The organism is Pseudomonas sp. Leaf15 (assembly GCF_001421425.1).
Lineage (GTDB): Bacteria > Pseudomonadota > Gammaproteobacteria > Pseudomonadales > Pseudomonadaceae > Aquipseudomonas > Aquipseudomonas salomonii.
In genome coordinates, this window is record NZ_LMKI01000006.1 from 17,861 (window position 1) to 35,169 (window position 17,309).

Sequence of the window (17,309 nt, forward strand, 5' to 3'; positions counted from 1 at the left end):
ACCACATTTTTTTCTTAATCAGCCCGGTGGTGTTTTTCTATTTATCTTCTGACTCGCAGGTCACTAGCCTCTGGCAAGCACAACTGAATGTGCGCTAAAAAAGCCAGAGGAAACCTCGATGAACACGTCAATGAACCGCGGGCCTGTTTCAGCGCGCTATGCGCTGGCACTGGTCACTGCCAGCCTGCTGTCCCTTTCCGTACACGCCGCCAACCTGACCCGCGATAACGGCGCCGCCGTGGGCGACAATCAGAATTCACAAACCGCGGGGGCCAATGGCCCGGTGCTGTTGCAAGACGTGCAACTTATTCAAAAGCTGCAGCGCTTTGACCGTGAACGCATCCCGGAGCGCGTAGTTCACGCTCGTGGCACCGGCGCCCACGGCACTTTTACGGTTACCGACAACCTCAGCGACCTGACCAAAGCCAAAGTCTTCGCAGCCGGTGAAGCCACCCCTGTGTTCGTGCGTTTCTCGGCGGTGGTGCACGGCAACCATTCCCCGGAAACCCTGCGTGACCCGCGCGGTTTCGCCACCAAGTTCTACACCAGTGAAGGTAACTGGGACCTGGTAGGCAATAACTTTCCGACGTTTTTTATCCGCGACGCCATCAAGTTCCCGGATATGGTGCATGCGTTCAAACCGGACCCGCGCACTAACCTCGACGATGACTCCCGTCGTTTCGACTTCTTCTCCCATGTTCCAGAATCCACCCGCACACTCACCGAGTTGTATTCCGACTCCGGCACGCCCGCCAGTTATCGCGAAATGGACGGCAACGGCGTACATGCCTACAAGTTGATAAACGCCAAGGGCGAAGTGCACTACGTCAAGTTCCACTGGAAGAGCCTGCAGGGCATCAAGAACCTGGACCCCAAGCAAGTAACCGACGTGCAGGGGCGTGACTACAGCCATATGACCAACGACCTGGTCACTCACATCAACAAGGGCGACTTCCCCAAGTGGGACCTGTACGTGCAAGTACTGAAGCCTGAGGATTTGGCCAAGTTTGATTTCGACCCACTGGACGCCACCAAGATCTGGCCTGACGTACCGGAACGTAAAGTCGGGCAGATGGTGCTGAACCGCAACCCGGCCAACGTCTTCCAGGAAACCGAGCAAGTGGCCATGGCCCCGGCCAACCTGGTGCCGGGCATCGAGCCGTCGGAAGACCGCCTGCTGCAAGGTCGGGTGTTCTCCTACGCCGACACGCAGATGTACCGCCTGGGGCCGAACGCCCTGCAACTGCCGATCAACGCACCTCGCGTTACCGTCAACAACGGTAACCAGGATGGCGCAATGAACACCGGCAAGACCACCACGGGCGTGAACTACCAGCCAAGCCGCCTGCTGCCGCGTGACGAGCCGCAAGCCGCACGTTACAGCCAGTCGGCGCTGTCGGGCAGCACCCAGCAGGCAAAGATCCAGCGCGAGCAGAACTTCAAACAGGCCGGTGATTTGTACCGCTCCTACAGCCAGAAAGAGCGTGAGGACTTGATCGACAACTTCGGCGGCTCCCTGGCCACCACCGATGACGAAAGCAAGCACATCATCCTGTCGTTCCTCTACAAGGCTGACCCTGAGTACGGCACTGGCGTGACCAAGGTGGCCAAAGGCGACCTGGCGCGCGTCAAGGCGCTGGCAGAAAAACTGACTGACTGACGTTGGTGACGGTCGGCGCCCGCTGATGGGCGTCGACCCCGAGCTGGAGAAAACCCATGCGAATTTCTATCGGTTTACTGATGGCCATGCTGGCCTTTGTCGCCCATGCCGAGTCGCCCGACCCGGTCGCGCTCAAGGCCCAGTTGCAGGACTACTACTTCGACGCCGCCCGCCGTGGCGATATCGGCATGCTCAACACCTTTATCGAATCCGGCTACAGCCTCAACACCCAGGATGACAAGGGTTACACCGCGCTGATCCTTGCCGCCTACCACGGCCAGGCGCCGTTCGTGGAACGCCTGCTCAACGCCGGCGCCGACGCCTGCGTGCAAGACAAACGCGGTAACACCGCCCTCATGGGCGCGATCTTCAAAGGCGAGCTGAAAATCGCCCAGCGCCTGCTCGCCACCGACTGCAACCCCGACCAGCGCAACGGCGCCGGGCAGACCGCCGCCATGTACGCCGGGCTGTTCAAGCGTGTTGAGTTGCTGGATGAGTTAAAGGCCAAAGGCGCCGACCTTAACGCCGAAGACCCGATTGGCAACAGCGCTTCACGTTTGGCCAGTGGTGAAATCCGGACCCCGGCGCCGCGCTGAGCTATCATCGCGGTTTTTCGGTTGGAGGTTCTCAAATGGCAAAGGCCAAGCGCATGTACGGCTGCACCGAGTGCGGCGCGACCTTTCCCAAGTGGGCCGGCCAGTGCACCGAGTGCGGTGCATGGAACACCCTGACGGAAACCATGATTGAAAGCGGCGGCGCTGCTGCTCCCACCGGCCGTGCCGGCTGGACTGGGCAGCAGGCGCAGATCAAGACGTTGGCGGAAGTCAGCGTCGAAGAAATCCCGCGTTTCTCCACCGCGTCCGGCGAGCTGGACCGCGTACTGGGCGGCGGGCTGGTGGACGGCTCAGTGGTGCTGATCGGCGGCGACCCCGGCATCGGCAAATCGACCATCCTGCTGCAAACCCTGTGCAGCATCGCCAGCCGCATGCCGGCGTTGTACGTCACCGGTGAAGAATCCCAGCAGCAAGTGGCCATGCGCGCCCGTCGCCTGGGCTTGCCCCAGGATCAACTGCGGGTGATGACCGAAACCTGCATCGAAAGCATCATCGCCACGGCCCGCATCGAAAAGCCCAAGGTCATGGTGATCGACTCGATCCAGACGATTTTCACCGAGCAGCTGCAATCGGCACCCGGCGGCGTGTCCCAGGTGCGCGAAAGCGCGGCGCTCTTGGTGCGCTATGCCAAGCAGAGCGGCACGGCGATCTTCCTGGTCGGCCATGTGACCAAAGAAGGCGCGCTGGCCGGGCCGCGCGTGCTTGAGCATATGGTCGACACCGTTCTGTATTTTGAAGGCGAATCCGATGGCCGCCTGCGTTTGCTGCGGGCGGTGAAGAACCGCTTTGGTGCGGTCAACGAGTTGGGCGTGTTCGCCATGACTGACCGCGGCTTAAAAGAAGTCTCCAACCCTTCGGCGATTTTTCTGACCCGCGCCCAGGAAGAAGTCCCCGGCAGTGTGGTGATGGCGACGTGGGAAGGCACTCGCCCGATGTTGGTGGAAGTGCAGGCACTGGTGGATGACAGCCACTTGGCCAACCCGCGCCGGGTCACCCTCGGCCTGGATCAGAACCGCCTGGCGATGTTGCTCGCTGTGCTCCACCGTCACGGCGGCATTCCCACCCACGACCAGGACGTGTTCCTCAACGTGGTCGGCGGGGTCAAGGTGCTGGAAACCGCCTCCGACCTGGCGCTGATGGCGGCGGTGATGTCGAGCCTGCGCAATAAGCCGTTGCCCCATGACTTGCTGGTGTTTGGTGAGGTCGGCCTGTCGGGTGAAGTGCGGCCGGTGCCGAGCGGCCAAGAGCGTTTGAAGGAAGCGGCCAAGCACGGCTTCAAGCGCGCGATCGTGCCCAAGGGCAATATGCCGAAGGAATCGCCGCCGGGAATCAAGATTATTGGCGTTACGCGGCTGGAACAGGCGCTGGATGCACTGTTCGAATAACCGTGAAGCAATCAGGCATGAACGCAATGCAACAGACCAATCGTTGGGGGGTATGTGCCCTGTTCGTGGCCTTGCTCGGGTTGTCGGGCATTGCCTTGGCTGAGTCGGCCCCACTGCCGGCCGGTTACCGCCTGGCCCAGGAACTGGCGACAGCAGACGGCAGCGTGCTGCAGGTGCTGGAAGACCAGCGCATCAGCGCGCAGTTGCATAAAGACAGCTGGGGCAATGGCCTGGATGAGGACTCATTTGACGAGCCCGGCGATCTGGTGGAAAACCCGTTGCTCAATGCCCAGGTACGTTTGCTGTCGGCGTCCGGCGCTGTGCTTGCGCACGACGATCTTGGCTACCCCTTGGCCAAGGTCAAGAAGGCCCCGCTTAAAGGCCTGCCGGACACTGTGTACTTTTTGAGCATCGACCAGACGGCGCCGATGGGCAGTTACAGCGGCCCGGCGACTCAGCTGCTGCTGCCGGCCAAACAGCAACTCAAACCAATGAGCTATAAGGGCTCGGCCGGCAAGGTCGAGCCGCTGACCCTGGCCCAGACCGGCAAAGCCGCCTGGCAGATCGCCACGTCAGCCGCCGGCGGTACGGATGAGTTACTGCAGGTCTCGTCCTTTATGGACGGTGACGGCGACGATGATTTCGCAACCCGCTACACGACCTATCGTTTTATCGATGGGCAATGGCAGGCCGTGTCGCGTCAGAAGGCGGGTTATTGGGACACGGAAAGCGAATTCCCCCCGAGTGCCGCGTTTCCCTGAGTGTCGCTTTTCCGTGAGAGCGTCACTACCAGAAGATCATTTTCAACGCCAAGGCAATCACGACTACGTTGAAAGCGCTTTCCATCCACTTATCGCCTTTCTGAAGAGCAAACTTGGCGCCCGCATTGGCGCCAAATAGCGTGCCTATGATCAGGCAACACCCGTACTGCCAATTAATAATTCCGCTGACACCGAATATTATTAACGAGCCGACTGAGAGGATGAGGCCACCCACCTTACGTGTGCCAATTGACTCACTGATCGTTTTTTTAAAAAATATAATATACAAATAAGTTGATAGCTTGGCCTGCCCGCCGAACAGGCCGCCGATCATGCCGACGGGAATAAACAGGATATACCCGCAAAAGCGCCTGAGCGAAGAAGGGGCCGTCTTCGGCGAGTGAGGCTTCCTGATGAGTGAAAGCCCCACCAGTAGCAGTGTCAGACCGCCAATGATTTTATGCAGCAGCGCCGGATCTATTTGCACGAGCAGACTTGCACCGACCAAGGCGCCAGCCAACCCAAGTGCGGCGGCGGGGGCCGCTAACCTGTAATCCACTTTTCCATTGTTATGAAAGTGTCTTAATCCGGCAAACATCGTCCCTACCGATGCCAGGCGGGCTGTCGCTATCGACGCCTGTGGGGATATTCCGAGCCAGATCATCACCGGCACTGTTAGAAATACACTGCCGCCGGTATTGGTGCCGATAAAACCCGTCATAACACCCAGTACGACCAACCCTGCGCCTATCAGCCACTCATGCTCAATCATATTGAAAGACCTGCATCCCTGATGAAGTGCATTAATTGTTATTCGTTCAAGCAGAGGGGGTCTACCCAATGGTAGCAATTGCGGTCCCTACTATTAGCGGTTAGGTGCAGTTTTGCGGTGTGCACAAAGCTATATTCACCAATGATCGGACGACGGCGATCAAAGGTGTCGCCTATCGCTTTTGAAACAAGACTACTGAGTTTTAATACCTTTTGGCTTTTGCCGCTGCACAATATTGAATTGAAATGAAGATTTGTAATCAGTAGACATGTCTCAGTGATACCGCAGCGTTCGCCGATGCCATTCACGGTGCACGACACAAAGGTAGCGCCTGCTTCGATGGAGGCCAGTGTATTTGCCATTGCCAAACCTCTGTCATCATGGAAGTGCACTTCTAAGTCAACGTTGGGTAATGCCTGTTTAATCAGATGAACTGTGGATCGAACCTTGAAAGGCTCGCAGATGCCCAGTGAGTCGGCATAACATATGCGGTCGGCGCCGGCGGTTTCGGCGATTTTATAGGTTTCAATCAATGCTGCCAGATCAGTTCTTGAGGCATCCTCAATGGTGTATCGCACGTTCAGCCCTAGCGATTTAGCATATAGGATGCTACGCCTGACAATTTCTTGTATCTCTTCTTTTTTTTTTCTGAGCCTGTATTTTTGTGAGGCCTCATTAATGCCAGCAAATATCCCTATCCAGTTAGCCCCCGTTGCGTAAACGGCATCAATGTCATCGCGATGCGCGCGCGAGTGCGCCAGTATGTTTTTCGCCAGTCTCGACTTTACCAGTGAGGTGACTCGGTCAAACTCCTGCTTTGATGCATAGGGGTGACCGGCCTCGATAAAGTCGATGCCTGCATCCGCGAGTGCTTGGCCAATGGCCAGCGTCGACTTGATTGTCAGCTTGACGCCTGGCGCTTGATTTCCTTCTCGCAACGTTGAGTCGACAAGCGTAATAAATGTCATCACAAGCAATCCATTGTCTTGAGAGTTAGCGGTGCATTGAGTGTTCGACGACTTTGCATTGTGACGAATACGTCAACAATTTATCTTCGTTGACTTCAACGCCGAGTCCGGGTTTGTCGATAGCGAGTGTTACTCTGCCATCGCAAAATGAATAACCGCTTTCATCAACAATATCATCGGCGAACCTCTCGGCAGGACAGCCATAGCCGGTGGTTGCCACATTTTTGAGCGTGGCAACAAAATGATGAAGAGCTGCAGTGCCAATTCCGAAGGGGTGCATGCTACCCGTGCTGACTTGCAGGTCTGCAACTTCAGCAGCGGCACACAGTCGACGTGAGGCTAATATTCCGCCGGATTTGAAGGGTTTCAGACATATAGCGTGTGCTGCATTGAGGCTAATGATGTCCTTCAGATCCCTAGGGGTAAACAGGCTTTCATCGGCAATTATAGTCGTTGCTACATTCCGCTTTACTTCCGCTAACCCAGCGATGTCATGACCTGGCGTTGGTTGCTCGACAGCGAAAACGCCATACTGCTCAATTCGCTTTATAAATTGGATGGCCGTGGGGACGTCGTAGGCGCAGTTGGGGTCCACTTCGAGCTCAAAGTGATCGCCTAGCGCATGTCTAACCGCTTTGAAGCACGCGTAGTCATCTTCCAGTACACCGGAACCTTTGAATGTCAATCGGTTATAGCCCAATGCCTGTAGTTCAACTGCCCGCTCAGTCACCTCTCTGGTGGAGGCAAATGGCAAACTTCGACTGACGGTATAGCTGAGGTTGTATGCGCCGCCCAACAAGTTGCAGACCGGAATGTTAAGAACTTTACCCGCGAGGTCTAACAGAGCATGATCAATCGCACATTTGGCAAATAGATGCCCTTTGATCAGCGTGTCGAGTTGGCTCATGATAACTTCGAATGCGCAAGGGTCTTTTCCAATGATTGCCGGGCATAGATAACTTTCAAGGACGGCCAACATGGTTTCGGGAGTATCACCTTGAGCAGGATAGCGTCTTGAGATAATTCCGGACTCTCCCCAACCTACCAAGCCAGTATCGGTGGTTAACTTTAATACTATATGCCGCCCCTTCGGGGTTATGTTGGTAGCGGTTTGGTAGGGGTTTTTATAGGGGATTTCGGTCAAGAAGATTTCGGCTTTGGCAATAAGCATGCTTTAACATCCTGTTAGAGGGCCGGGCTGGAAGGGCAGGTGAAATGTAGTTTATTAACTGTGTTTTTATCAAGCGTGCGAACCGTATCGTCTTAATGATCGATCATGAAAATAATTTCATTATTGGAAGTGTTGCTTTTTAAAGAAAGGAGCGGCGTTGCATATTTTTCCCACCGAATTCAATGTGGATTAAGTTGTTACAGTTTTAATTAAAATGACGTATGTCGTTTTTGTGAAGGGTTTATATGTTTCCAGGTGGTCGTGCAGGCGGGGTTGTTATGATGATTTGATCTAAAGGTATGACTTTTATTGATGAGGATGTAGCGGAGGCTGGCGGGTGAGTGGATCTATTCAGACATCCGTAGCCTCTGCGGTTTGGAGGGTTTTCAAATCTCTAACAAGGCGCCCAGCTCACGCTCCAGTTCTTCATGATCGCCCACATTCAGCTCAATCAACCGCCGCAAATGGCTGATCGATTCCAGGTCAATGTGCTCACACACAAACCCCAACTGCCCATGATCATCGTGGGCCAGCCTTACCTGCATCTTTATATGCGCCTGCGGATCCAGACGGATATCCACATCAAACGGCTGAGCGCGATTGCCCTGCCAATCATCAGGGCGCTGCACCAACAAACCTTTGAGCGACAGGTCCACCAATTGCACCGGCCAATTCCAGCGGTCTTGCGCAATGGTCGTTCGGGCATCAAAGGCTATACGCCGGAAACGGCGGCGATCTGACGGGTGTTCGCTCATGGTCAAACCCTCTGTGGATAAGGGAATTGTAGCCCTGCGCCATCATTGGGCCTTTATTTCTGCTTTTTTTAGCGTTGCAAGGCTCTAGACCAACGTAGGGGGGTGGCCTTTAGGGCCAACAGCGCTAAACTCGGGCTGGCTGTCTTTCTGTCCACCCTGGCTGGAATATAAAAATGAAAAATAATAATAGCCTGCTACGCCACCTACCCTGGCTGGTGCTGGCAATCGTAGGAGCATGCGCCCTGGGCGTAGTGGCCTTGCGCCGCGGCGAAGCGATCAACGCCTTGTGGATTGTGGTTGCTGCTGTCGCCATCTACCTGGTTGCGTACCGTTACTACAGTCTGTTCATCGCTAACAATGTGATGCAGCTCGACCCACGGCGGGCCACCCCCGCAGTGCTCAATAATGACGGTCTGGACTATGTGCCGACCAACAAACACATCCTTTTTGGTCACCACTTTGCGGCGATTGCCGGTGCAGGTCCGCTGGTCGGCCCGGTACTGGCGGCGCAAATGGGCTACCTGCCTGGCACGCTTTGGCTGATTGCCGGGGTGGTGCTGGCTGGTGCGGTGCAGGACTTCATGGTGCTGTTCCTGTCCACTCGTCGCAATGGCCGTTCCCTGGGGGACATGGTTCGCGAAGAGATGGGCCGCATTCCGGGGACCATCGCGCTGTTTGGCTGCTTCCTGATCATGATCATCATCCTTGCGGTGCTGGCGCTGATCGTGGTCAAGGCCTTGGCCGAGAGCCCGTGGGGCATCTTCACGGTGATGGCGACCATCCCGATTGCGATGTTCATGGGCGTGTACATGCGCTACATCCGTCCTGGCCGCATTGGCGAAATCTCGGTCATCGGCGTGCTGTTGCTGCTGGGTTCGATCTGGCTGGGCGGGCAAATTGCCGCTGACCCGGTGTGGGCCAAGGCCTTCTCGTTTACCGGGATCCAGATCACCTGGATGCTGGTGGGCTATGGTTTCGTCGCTGCGGTACTGCCGGTGTGGCTGATCCTCGCGCCGCGTGACTACCTCTCCACGTTCTTGAAAATCGGCACCATCATTGCCCTGGCGATCGGCATTCTGGTCACCATGCCAGAGCTGAAAATGCCGGCCCTCACCCAATTCATCGACGGCACCGGCCCGGTATGGAAGGGCGGCCTGTTCCCGTTCCTGTTCATCACCATTGCCTGTGGCGCGGTGTCGGGTTTCCACGCACTGATTTCCTCGGGCACCACGCCCAAGCTGCTGGATAACGAAGTCAACTCGCGCTACATCGGTTACGGCGCGATGCTGATGGAATCGTTCGTGGCCATCATGGCCATGGTTGCCGCTTCGGTCATCGAGCCTGGCGTGTACTTCGCCATGAACAGCCCGGCTGCGGTAGTCGGCGCTGACGTGGTGACGGTGGCGCAAACCGTCAGCAGCTGGGGTTTTGCAATTACCCCGGAAGCCTTGACGGCAGTGGCCCATGACATCGGTGAAACCACCATCCTGGCACGTGCCGGCGGTGCGCCGACCCTGGCCGTTGGTATCGCGCAGATCCTGCACAGTGTGCTGCCGGGTGAAAACACCATGGCGTTCTGGTACCACTTTGCGATCCTGTTCGAAGCACTGTTCATCCTGACCGCCGTCGACGCCGGTACCCGTGCCGGGCGCTTCATGCTCCAGGATCTGCTCGGCTCCTTCGTGCCGTCGCTCAAGCGCACCGAGTCCTGGACCGCCAACCTGATTGCTACGGCAGGTTGCGTGGCAATGTGGGGCTACCTGCTGTACCAGGGCGTGATCGACCCGCTGGGTGGGATCAACACCTTGTGGCCGCTGTTCGGTATCTCCAACCAGATGCTCGCCGGTATCGCGCTGATGCTCGCTACCGTTGTGCTGATCAAAATGAAGCGCCAGCGCTACATTTGGGTGACCATGCTGCCGGCTGTCTGGCTGCTGATCTGCACCGTGACCGCAGGCTTCATCAAGCTGTTCGACGCTAACCCGGCGATCGGCTTCCTGTCGCTGGCCAAGAAGTACAGCGATGCCCTGGCCAACGGCCAGATCCTCGCGCCGGCCAAGAACATCGACCAGATGCAACACGTGATCTGGAACGCTTACACCAACGCAACGCTGACTGCGCTGTTCCTGTTCGTGGTCTTCAGCATCCTGTTCTATGCGCTCAAGGTCGGCGTCGCCGCCTGGGGCAACAAAGAACGTACGGACAAAGAAGCCCCGTTCCAGGCTGTACCGGACGCGTAAACGAGGATTGCAACCATGTTCAATGACATCAGTCGCCTCGGTAAATACCTCGGTCAGGCCGCGCGCCTGATGGTCGGCATGCCCGACTACGACACCTACGTCGAGCATATGCAAACCAAGCACCCGGACAAACCGATGATGGACTACAAGGCGTTCTTCCGCGAACGCCAGGAAGCCCGTTACGGTGGCAAGGGTGGGCCCAAGTGCTGCTAGCCCGATAAGTCAGGCTTGCAGTGATCCCGTGTGGGAGCGGGCTTGTGTGGGAGCTGGCTTGCCTGCGATAGCATCACCTCGGTCTGACTGATAGACCGAGGTGATGCTATCGCAGGCAAGCCAGCTCCCACATGGGTCTGCTCCCACATTTGTTTCTGTGTTTCTTCAAGGAGAATTTTTTGTCCTCTCCCATCCCCGTCACCATCCTCAGCGGCTTCCTCGGCGCCGGCAAAACCACCTTGCTGCGCCACCTGCTCAAAGCCGAGCACGGCCTTAAAATCGCCGTAATCGAAAACGAATTCAGTGATGCCGGCATCGACACCCAACTGTTGGGCGCCGAGCCTGTACAAGTCATGACCCTGTCCAACGGTTGCGTGTGCTGCACCATCCACACCGACCTGACCAAAGCCCTGTACCTGCTGCTCGAGCGTCTGGACAGCGGCGAGATTGCCTTCGACCGCCTGGTGATCGAGTGCACCGGCCTGGCCGACCCTGCGCCCGTGGCCCAGACCTTTTTCATCGACGAGGAGCTGCGCGAGCGCTACATCCTCGACGGCATCATCACCCTGGTGGACGCGGCCCACGCCGAACACCACCTGACCCAGACCATCGCCCAGGCCCAGATTGGTTTCGCCGACCGCCTGCTGGTGAGCAAGCGCGACCTGGTGGACGAAGCGAGCTTCGACGCCCTCAGCCAGCGCCTGACCCGCATCAACCGCCGCGCGCCGATTCGGGTGGTCGACCACGGCAAAATCGATTTGGCCGAACTGCTCGACGTGCGCGGTTTCAACCTCAACGCAGGCATGAGCCTGCGCCCGGTCAGTGCCGCGCCATCCATCGACCGTATTTCCAGCCTGGTGCTGCGCACCGACCAGCCGCTGGATATCGACCGGCTCAGCGAGTTCATGAATGAGTTGCTGGAAGATCACGGCAAACAGCTGCTGCGCTACAAAGGCGTGCTGAACATTGCCGGGGAAGACCGGCGCATGGTGTTCCAGGGCGTGCTCAAGCTCTACGGTTTCGATTGGGACACCGAATGGGCCGAGGGCGAGGCGCGTGAAAGTGTGATTGTGTTTATTGCTGACGAGTTGCCCGAGGACAAAATCCGCGAAGGCTTTGCCCGGGTCTACCAATAATCCCGACTTGAATTGCAATCCTAGGTGGGAGCTGGCTTGCCTGCGATTGATCGTTCCCACGCTCCGCGTGGGAATGCCTCTTGTGACGCTCTGCGTCACGCTTTGGGACGCGGAGCGTCCTGGGCTGCATTCCCACGCGGAGCGTGGGAACGATCGGCATAAAAAAGCCCGGCTCAAGAGCCGGGCTTTTCAGTCACGCAACTGCAATCAAGCGCCGTACACCGGCAGCTTTTTGCAGATGGCCTTGACCTTCTCACGGACCGCGTCGATCACGGCTTCGTTGGAAAGGTCAGCCAGGATGTCGCAGATCCAGCCGGCCAGTTCTTTGCACTCTGCTTCTTTAAAGCCACGAGTGGTCACAGCCGGGGTGCCGAAGCGCAGGCCGGAGGTGACGAACGGCGAACGCGGGTCGTTCGGCACGGAGTTTTTGTTCACGGTGATGAAGGCTTTGCCCAGGGCAGCGTCAGCATCTTTACCGGAAATGTCCTGCTTGATCAGCGACAGCAGGAACAGGTGGTTTTCAGTACCGCCGGACACCACGTCAAAGCCGCGCTCGATAAACACGCTGGCCATGGTCTGGGCGTTCTTCACCACTTGTTGCTGGTAAGTCTTGAACTCAGGCTGCAGGGCTTCTTTGAAGCAGATCGCTTTGGCAGCGATGACGTGCTCCAGCGGGCCGCCCTGGGCGCCTGGGAATACCGCGGAGTTGAGCTTCTTCTCGATCTCGGCGTTGGCGCGCGCCAGGATCAGGCCGCCACGTGGACCACGCAGGGTCTTGTGGGTGGTGGTGGTCACCACGTCAGCGAATGGCACCGGGTTCGGGTAGACGCCAGCGGCGACCAGACCGGCTACGTGAGCCATGTCCACGAACAGGTAGGCGCCAACCTTGTCGGCGATAGCGCGAAAGCGCGGGAAGTCGAGGATCTGCGAGTAGGCAGAGAAACCGGCCACGATCATTTTTGGCTTGTGCTCAACCGCCAGGCGCTCGACTTCGTCGTAGTCGATCAGGCCGTTGGCATCGATACCGTATTGAACGGCGTTGTACAGCTTGCCGGAGGAGGAAACGCTGGCGCCGTGGGTCAGGTGACCGCCGTGGGCCAGGCTCATGCCCAGGATGGTGTCGCCGCCTTGCAGCAGGGCCAGGTACACGGCGCTGTTGGCTTGGGAACCGGCGTGCGGCTGAACGTTGGCGTAATCGGCGCCGAACAGTTCCTTGGCACGGTCGATAGCCAGCTGCTCAACCACGTCGACGTACTCGCAACCACCGTAGTAGCGCTTGCCAGGGTAGCCTTCGGCGTATTTGTTGGTCAGAACCGAACCTTGAGCCTCCATCACCGCAGGGCTGGTGTAGTTTTCCGAAGCGATCAGCTCAATGTGCTCTTCCTGGCGCACGGCTTCTTGCTCCATGGCGGCGAAGAGATCGGCGTCGTACTTGGCAATAGTCAAATCACGGCTGAACATGGCGGTCCTCAAGGATCGGGGGCAGAAAAGGAGGGCATTCTAACCCAATGGGTTTTAGATGGCATATGAAAGGACATCATGTCGCGGACAAGTGGGGCTCACTTTAGCCCCCGATCGTTCCCACGCTCTGCGTGGGAATGCCGCCCTGGACGCTCTGCGTCCGCTGTGGAGGTCAGTCGAACATGAACAGCGCGTCGTTACTGAACTGCGCCTCAAACCGATTCGCCGGCATCGGCCGCCCAAACAGATACCCCTGCACCTCGTCGCAACCATGCTCACGCAGGAAATCCAGCTGCTCATGGGTTTCCACGCCCTCGGCGATCACCGCCAGGTTGAGGCTGTGGGCCATGGCGATAATCGCGCGGGCAATTTGCGCGTCCTGCTCGCCGGACGGCAGGCCGTCGACAAAGGTGCGGTCGATCTTCAACACATCGATGGGGAATTGCTTGAGGTAGTTGAGCGACGAATAACCGGTGCCGAAGTCGTCCACCGCAATGCTCAGGCCCAGGTTTTTCAGGCTGGCGAGGATCTGCATGGCCTCGTTGACTTCACGCATCAGGATACTTTCGGTCAGCTCCAGCTCCAGGCACGCCGGCGGCAGGCCGGTGTCCTTGAGAATGGTGGCGATACGCTCGCCCAGCTGCCCGTCCGAGAACTGCCGCGCCGAGATGTTCACCGAGACTTTCGGCACGCGCACCTTGTTCTGGTGCCAGGTCTTGAGCTGGCGGCAAGCCTCGGAGATCACCCAGTCGCCCACGTCCACCACCAGCCCCAATTCCTCCAGCACCGGAATGAAATCCCCCGGCGGCACCAGCCCACGGCGCGGGTGACGCCAGCGCAGCAGGGCTTCAGCGCCGGTCAGGCGCTTGCCGTCGCCGCTGAACTGCGGTTGGTAATACAGCACGAATTCGTTCTGTTCCAGGGCATGGCGCAGGTCGCTTTCCAGCTCCAGACGCTCCAGGGCGCTGGCGTTCATGTCGGCCTGATAGAACTGGAAGTTGTTCTTGCCGCGCTCCTTGGCGTGGTACATCGCCGTGTCGGCGTTTTTCATCAACTGGCTCAGCTCGTTGCCGTCCTGCGGGCTTAAGGCGATACCGATACTGGCGGTCACAAAGAACTCGCGGCCCTCCAGCACAAACGGCTTCACCAGGCTCGCCAGGATCTGTTCGGCCACGCTGATTGCGCGGTTCAGCGCCATCTCGCGGCTCACCCGTGGTTGCAGCAGCAGGGTGAACTCGTCACCGCCCATGCGCGCCACGGTGTCGTCTTCGGCCACGCAGCCCAGCAGGCGGGTGGCCATTTCCTTGAGCATGCGGTCGCCGGCGGCGTGGCCCAAGGAGTCGTTGATCGGTTTGAAACGGTCGAGGTCGAGGAACATCAGCACCACCCACGACTTTTGCCGTTCGGCCGACTGCAACGCGGTGTGCAGGCGGTCCTGGAACAGCGTGCGGTTGGGCAGGTGGGTCAGGGCGTCGTAATACGCCAAGCGGTGGATGCGCTGTTCGCTGGCCTTGCGCTCGCTGATATCGCTGAAGAAACACACGTAGCTGGCCAGGTCGCCTTCATCGTCGAACACGGCGGTAATGCCGACCCAGGCCGGGTAATGCTCGCCATTGCGACGCTTGAGCCACACTTCGCCTTCCCAGGTGCTGTGCTGATGCAGCTGCTTGAGCACGTAACGCAGGTGGGCTTCCTGCTGTTCGTCGACGGTGAGCATGTTGGGCAACTGGTCGAGCACATCCGCCACGGCATAGCCGCTGACCCGGCTGAACGCCTCGTTGGCCTGCACGATATAACCGGCCGGGTCGGTGATCAGGATCGCCGAGGTTGAGTGCTCGAATACCGTGGCCGCCATGCGCAGGTCTTTTTCGGCGCGGCGTTGCTGGCTGATGTCACGGCCCACGCCAAGGATGCCTTCGAACGCGCCGTGCTCATCCCACACCAGCACCAGGCGCAACTCGATCGGCACCTTGCGGCCATCGGCGCGCAGGCAGTCGAACAGGAACAGTTGCGTGTGTACTTGATCGCGCAGCGTATTCAGCGCGACGGGGTCGCCCAGGGCACGGCTCACCTGTTCCATCAGGCTGTAAATGCCGGCCAGTTGCTGCGGGTTGGCGATGATCGACTGCCAGCCGTTCTTGAACACCCAGTCCACGTCATAACCCAGCACGGCGTTGACCGACGGGCTGACGTAGTTGAGGGCCAACTGGCTGTCGGTGGAGCAGATCACGTCGCTGATGCTTTCGGCCAGCATGCGGTAGCGCTGCTCGCTGTCGCGCAGGGATTCGCTGGCTTCGATCTGGTCGGTGATGTCCTTGGCCACGCCGATGATGCGCGTGACCACCGCGGTTTTGTCGCGGGCCAGGGCCTGCTCGCGGATATCAAAGCGCCGCCACTGGTTATTGCGATGACGAAAGCGCAACTGGCACTGCAACTGCGTGGTGTAACCGACCTCACGCTGGCGTTGGCGCAAGTCGTGGTAGTACTCGGCATCTTCGGGGTGCAGCAGGATTTCCCAGAAGTACTCGCCCATTTGCTGCAGTTCGGCCTTGTTGTAGCCGAGGGTGTGGCCCAAATGGTGGTTGCTGAAAATCATGCGCTGGCTGATCACGTCCTGCACATACAGGTGATCCGGCACGGTGCGCACCACGTCCGACCAGAAACTCTCACGCTCCACCAGCGACAGCTCGATCAGCTTGCGGCTGGTGATATCGTTAATGCTGAGGATCACGGCCTTGAAGTCGTCCTGCTGCTCCGGCAGGCGCATCACCAGCCACAGGTACTGATCGTTACCGGCGACGTCATTGAGCTGGATTTCCAGCTCAAGTTGCTTTTGCTGGGTCAGCACCGCCTCAAGCACTTGATAGCCGATGGCGGTGGCATTGCGTGGGCAATCATCGATCAGGCGTTCCCAGGCTTCCTCGCATGAGCCAACATTCAACAGACGCACGGCCACCTGGTTGACTTCGGTAATGCGCAATTCCCTGAGCAATTGCTGACGTTCTGCGGCGTTATTGTGCAGCCAGGCCTGCAATTGCTCGCGAGTCTGCTCCCGGGTTTTGTCAAAAAACGCCTTGAGCCCCGACAGGTCCAGCACACACAGGGCCACGCCGGTGCCTTCGAAAATATCCTGGTAACGCCGGCGGCCCTCATGCACCTGGCGCTGGCGGCGGCGCATGTTCAGCAGCACGATCAGCGGGATCAGCGAGAACGCCAGGCCCAGCAGGCATTTACCGATAAACGCCGGCAGCAGTTGTTGCAGCACCGCACTGCGGTCGAACAGGCCGCGCAATTGCCAGTCGCTTTTGCTCAGGGGCGTGACCAGTACGCTTTTGTTCAACTCATCCGGCGTCAATGCCGTGGCCCACTGTGCGGGCATGCCATTGTCACGGCTGACCACGCGGTGGTTCAGGCGGTTCTCGATGGCCCACATCGGGCGCTGGCCCTGGTTGTCCTGGCGGGTGAGGTTGCTCAGGTAGTTGGGCGCCAGGCGCAAGGCCCAGTACATTTTCGAGCCGCCACTGGGCTGCTGCAGCAACAGATAGATCAGGGTGCCGTCGGCGTTGTTGCTCAGGTAATAAGGTTGCGAGTGGCTGCGCTGCACCAGTTCTTCGAGCCAGGCGCGGTCCTGGCTGTCTTTGGCGCTGTCACTGATCAATGCGCCGCTGGGGGCGAGCAGGGCGAAACTGCGCAACTCCGGCAGAGTACGTTGCAAGGTGCGCATCAAGGCTTGTTGCTGTTCGTCGTTGCGCGGCGGCTCGACCATCGGCAGCAGGTTCAGGGCGATTTTCGCGCTCAGGGCCATGCTCAGGCTGATTTGTTCAGCCAGGTCGGCGCTGTAGTCGATGGTGTATTGCTGCTGGTTTTTCTGGTTTTGCTGCAGCTGGTCCAGCAGTTGCCAGAACAATAGCGCCAGCAGCATCAGCACCAGCGTCGCCAATGCGCCTTTAAAAGTGCCGTGCAGGGGCGCGCCCGGCGCTATATGAGCGGCGCGCAAGGGCGTAGGCGGCGTGACTTTGGACAAGCTGTGATCCTGCGGTTTGGCTGGACTGGCGCGCGACGTGCACTATAAGCCGGACGCCCGGAGGGCGGCTAGCATGCCTTGCCTTGTGGCAAAGTGCCAGCCCCGCCTGGCTGGACTGCCCAAGCGCATTCAGGTAGCTTTGCCGGTTA

Annotated in this window: 13 protein-coding genes; 7 read left to right on the top strand and 6 right to left on the bottom strand. The window is 58.6% G+C overall.

Annotation, left to right across the window (positions count from 1 at the left end; genetic code table 11):
- Positions 1 to 118 precede the first annotated feature (118 nt).
- From ASE80_RS06660 to ASE80_RS06675, 4 genes are read left to right on the top strand one after another with little or no spacing between them, the layout of a single operon-like run.
- On the top strand, positions 119 to 1,660 hold the full coding sequence (locus ASE80_RS06660) for a catalase (RefSeq protein WP_056858222.1): 1,542 nt from the start codon (positions 119 to 121) through the stop codon (positions 1,658 to 1,660).
- A gap of 56 nt (positions 1,661 to 1,716) precedes the next feature.
- Positions 1,717 to 2,256, top strand: coding sequence for an ankyrin repeat domain-containing protein (locus ASE80_RS06665; RefSeq protein ID WP_056858223.1), 540 nt, complete (start codon positions 1,717 to 1,719; stop codon positions 2,254 to 2,256).
- 35 nt (positions 2,257 to 2,291) lie between these two features.
- Positions 2,292 to 3,659 carry a DNA repair protein RadA gene (gene radA / locus ASE80_RS06670; protein WP_056858224.1) on the top strand — a complete coding sequence of 456 codons (1,368 nt, stop codon included), beginning with the start codon at positions 2,292 to 2,294 and terminating at the stop codon, positions 3,657 to 3,659.
- Between the two features lie 26 nt (positions 3,660 to 3,685).
- Positions 3,686 to 4,420, top strand: coding sequence for a hypothetical protein (locus ASE80_RS06675; protein ID WP_017139307.1), 735 nt, complete (start codon positions 3,686 to 3,688; stop codon positions 4,418 to 4,420).
- Between the two features lie 25 nt (positions 4,421 to 4,445).
- On the opposite strand, the gene ASE80_RS06680 is transcribed toward ASE80_RS06675, so the two are convergent.
- From ASE80_RS06680 to ASE80_RS06695, 4 genes are all read right to left on the bottom strand, one after another.
- A complete protein-coding gene (locus tag ASE80_RS06680; protein WP_017139306.1) occupies positions 4,446 to 5,192 on the bottom strand; it encodes a sulfite exporter TauE/SafE family protein in 747 nt (248 codons plus the stop codon).
- A gap of 38 nt (positions 5,193 to 5,230) precedes the next feature.
- Entirely contained in the window at positions 5,231 to 6,160 is a 930-nt protein-coding gene (locus tag ASE80_RS06685) for a LeuA family protein (protein WP_056858225.1), read from the bottom strand.
- Between the two features lie 25 nt (positions 6,161 to 6,185).
- A complete protein-coding gene (locus ASE80_RS06690; RefSeq protein ID WP_056858226.1) occupies positions 6,186 to 7,331 on the bottom strand; it encodes a mandelate racemase/muconate lactonizing enzyme family protein in 1,146 nt (381 codons plus the stop codon).
- Between the two features lie 386 nt (positions 7,332 to 7,717).
- The gene (locus ASE80_RS06695; protein WP_056858227.1) at positions 7,718 to 8,086 is read right to left on the bottom strand and encodes a PilZ domain-containing protein; all 369 of its coding nucleotides are present in this window, start codon (positions 8,084 to 8,086) and stop codon (positions 7,718 to 7,720) included.
- A gap of 173 nt (positions 8,087 to 8,259) precedes the next feature.
- Between ASE80_RS06695 and ASE80_RS06700 the strand changes: the two genes are divergently transcribed.
- The 3 genes from ASE80_RS06700 (at position 8,260) to yjiA (ending at position 11,675) form a co-directional block, all read left to right on the top strand.
- Positions 8,260 to 10,326, top strand: coding sequence for a carbon starvation CstA family protein (locus tag ASE80_RS06700; RefSeq protein ID WP_056858228.1), 2,067 nt, complete (start codon positions 8,260 to 8,262; stop codon positions 10,324 to 10,326).
- Between the two features lie 15 nt (positions 10,327 to 10,341).
- The gene (locus ASE80_RS06705; protein ID WP_003176208.1) at positions 10,342 to 10,539 is read left to right on the top strand and encodes a YbdD/YjiX family protein; all 198 of its coding nucleotides are present in this window, start codon (positions 10,342 to 10,344) and stop codon (positions 10,537 to 10,539) included.
- Positions 10,540 to 10,670: 131 nt separating this feature from the next.
- Positions 10,671 to 11,675, top strand: coding sequence for a GTPase (yjiA, locus tag ASE80_RS06710; RefSeq protein ID WP_162238843.1), 1,005 nt, complete (start codon positions 10,671 to 10,673; stop codon positions 11,673 to 11,675).
- Between the two features lie 207 nt (positions 11,676 to 11,882).
- Here yjiA and glyA read toward each other — a convergent pair whose 3' ends face one another.
- Positions 11,883 to 13,136 carry a serine hydroxymethyltransferase gene (gene glyA / locus ASE80_RS06715; RefSeq protein WP_056858229.1) on the bottom strand — a complete coding sequence of 418 codons (1,254 nt, stop codon included), beginning with the start codon at positions 13,134 to 13,136 and terminating at the stop codon, positions 11,883 to 11,885.
- Between the two features lie 172 nt (positions 13,137 to 13,308).
- Positions 13,309 to 17,160: a bifunctional diguanylate cyclase/phosphodiesterase gene (locus tag ASE80_RS06720; protein WP_056858230.1), complete on the bottom strand. Its 3,852-nt coding sequence runs from the start codon at positions 17,158 to 17,160 to the stop codon at positions 13,309 to 13,311.
- Positions 17,161 to 17,309: the final 149 nt, after the last annotated feature.